A 2530-nucleotide genomic window follows, 5' to 3' on the forward strand; every position below is an offset into this window, starting at 1 on the left:
TTCAGCGATTAATTCAGTTTTTAGCAAGTAGAAAGTTTTCGTATTTTTAGCCCGCCTGCAGAAATACCCAACCGTTAGCTGTAATGCAACCAAAGCGCACAATGAAATTTCTGAAATTTTTTATAAAATATTTTACAATAATATTTTTATTTGGAATCTTAATTTATCTTACAAAATATTATGGAAATTATTGCCTTGATGTATTCTCGCAATTTTTTTTACTTCCATTATTATCAATTATTATTTTAGTAAATATTGCTATTCTTTATCTAATTGATTCAAAAAAAAGAAAATTTAAAACGACAAATACTCTCTTAATATTCTGCTTGTCAACCCTAATAATTAATTTACTTATCGGCGTTTTACCGAATTTTAAAATTCAAAAATTTAAAATTAAACTGCAATCAGATTTTGAACGACCTGAACTAATTCTATATTCAAATAATACGTATCAATTAAAAACCGGATATCCTCACGGTCAATGCTATAAATCAGGAGACTATAAAATATTAAATGATACTTTAGTCTTGGAAAATAAAATTGAAAATAAGTCTCAAAATTTAATCACAGAAAAGTATTTAATTAAAAAAGATTCTTTAAAAAGCTTGAATAAGGAATTCAAAGATCTAATAATTATTGAGTAGGCACTACAGCTAACAGTGTATTTGCAAAAAACGGGGTTGACGGTTACTTTCGGGAATTGATTTCATAAAACACGCAAAAATGCTTTTCATCTTTCAATTTTCACTAATTTAGAAATCTGAAAAAGCATTTTGCTCCAGGCGGTTTTCCTTACCACTTTTGGTTTGCAGCAGCCCGTTCTTCGCAAATACTTTTTCGTTAGCTGAAACCGTTAAAAAATATTACGTTGAATCAAATATTTAAAATAGCTGGAATTTATTTGGGAATAATTTTTATCAATTATTTCTTATTAATTGGAGTTTTAAAAACTACTAATTATTCAGGAGGAGAAATTGGAATGTTACCAATTGCATATCTTTTAAGTTCTGGAATTTCATTTGTAATTTCTTTAGTCTTAATTCTAATATTAAAATTTGGAAATCAATTAAATTATTTTAGAGCAATAATTTTATATTTTATTGTAAATATTGGTGTAGATATTTATTATGGATTAGATCCCCGAAATGGAAAAGGATTTTTTAAAAATGTAGACATCCTAATTATTTTGACAATTATATTGACTTTTATTATTATCATTTCAGCATACTATTATAAAAATAAAAGCTTCAAAAATAACGGCTTCAGCTAACAAGCTATTTCTATTAGCGGGGTTGAAGTTTACATTATGAAGATCTTCGCAAATTGTTCTTTTTGTTATATTTACAAAAACCAGTTATTATAATCCCCGCCAACAGAAATACCCAACCGTTACCGCCCATACTACCTTCGGCCGGTCCAAAATCCGTTTTTGTAATTAATTCAGCATTGGAAATCCGTGCTTTTTCCGAGAGCAGGACAACGGGTTCCGGCATTTCGTGATCACTAAGTCGCCCCGGTATTATGTTCCTCGCGCGTACGGGCGGTAACATCGTATATGGCGGATTGCGGAAGTCTGCTTTTGTATCAGAATTTTCGCTAAGTTTAAAGTCCGGATTTTGTACGAAGATCTGGGGCAGCAGCCGCAACCCTCCATATACGCCGGACGTTACCTGCAACCGCAAGATGACACCACAAAATGAAAGTTAACTTTTTGAAAACTGGTTTTTGGATTGGTATGATTCCAATTTTTGGAGTGACTTTTCTATTTCTACTTTTTTATGGATCAAGAGAAGTTTTCGCTCTGGACATTAATGTTGATGGGATTGGGTTTCTATTTTTATTATTGAGTTCTTTATTAGTTTTAACAGGAATTATTTCAACACTTATCTCAATTTTCACACAAAAACAAATAAAAAAATCCGTCTTTGTCCTTTTAATAATTTTCCTCTCAATTCCGGTAATTCTTGAGATTACTAAACTTCACGCAAATATTTCAAGCAGGGGATATATTGAGTTGGTGAACGAATCAGGAATTAATTTTCAGGATGTTCAGATTGAGGAACCGGACGAACATCATTTCTTTTCAAAATTACGTAATAAAAAAAGTCAAATAATTTATTTTCACCCGGACTATGGAACTTATAATGAAAAACAACTTGCAGGTATGAATCAGAATTATCTCCTGCTTCAAACAACTTATGATAATTACCTAAAAATAAAAATTCCAACAATTCATCCAGGTGAAATTCATAAAATCATAATAGACAAAAATCTTAACTTAACTGATTATCATATTAATAAAATTGAATAACACTTTAAAAATGCGGGTGCAGGTAACAGTGTATTTCTATTAGCGGGGTTGAATTTTACATCATAGAGATTTTCGCTAATTGTTCTTTTTGTTATATTTACAAAGACTTGTTATAAAAGTTCCCGCCAACAGAAATACCCAAACGTTACCGCCCATACTACCTTCCGCCGGTCCAAAATCCGTTTTTGTAATTAATTCAGCATTGGAAATCCGTGCTTT

General features: G+C 30.8%; 4 protein-coding genes. All 4 read left to right on the forward strand.

The features are described 5' to 3' along the window. Window positions 1–101: 101 nt before the first annotated feature. The 4 genes from H9628_RS11800 (at window position 102) to H9628_RS11815 (ending at window position 2311) form a co-directional block, all read left to right on the forward strand. Window positions 102–644: a hypothetical protein gene (locus tag H9628_RS11800; protein ID WP_251834342.1), complete on the forward strand. Its 543-nt coding sequence runs from the start codon at window positions 102–104 to the stop codon at window positions 642–644. 224 nt (window positions 645–868) lie between these two features. Then, window positions 869–1270, forward strand: a complete 402-nt coding sequence (locus H9628_RS11805) for a hypothetical protein (RefSeq protein WP_251834343.1) — start codon at window positions 869–871, stop codon at window positions 1268–1270. A 251-nt stretch (window positions 1271–1521) separates the two neighbouring features. After that, a complete protein-coding gene (locus H9628_RS11810) occupies window positions 1522–1707 on the forward strand; it encodes a hypothetical protein (protein ID WP_251834344.1) in 186 nt (61 codons plus the stop codon). Further along, window positions 1697–2311 (forward strand): hypothetical protein, encoded by a 615-nt coding sequence (locus H9628_RS11815; protein ID WP_251834345.1) that lies wholly within the window; start codon window positions 1697–1699, stop codon window positions 2309–2311. The genes H9628_RS11810 and H9628_RS11815 overlap by 11 nt, the downstream gene beginning before the upstream one ends. The last annotated feature ends 219 nt before the right edge of the window (window positions 2312–2530 follow it).

Origin of the sequence: Kaistella pullorum (genome assembly GCF_014837035.1) — a bacterium.
Classification (GTDB): Bacteria; Bacteroidota; Bacteroidia; order Flavobacteriales; family Weeksellaceae; genus Kaistella; species Kaistella rhinocerotis.

Bases quoted from the DNA above. Each gene is read 5' to 3' on its own strand.
- H9628_RS11800 (WP_251834342.1), top strand. From the start codon at position 102: ATGAAATTTCTGAAATTTTTTATAAAATATTTTACAATAATATTTTTA.
- H9628_RS11810 (WP_251834344.1), top strand. From the start codon at position 1,522: ATGTTCCTCGCGCGTACGGGCGGTAACATCGTATATGGCGGATTGCGG.
- H9628_RS11815 (WP_251834345.1), top strand. From the start codon at position 1,697: ATGAAAGTTAACTTTTTGAAAACTGGTTTTTGGATTGGTATGATTCCA.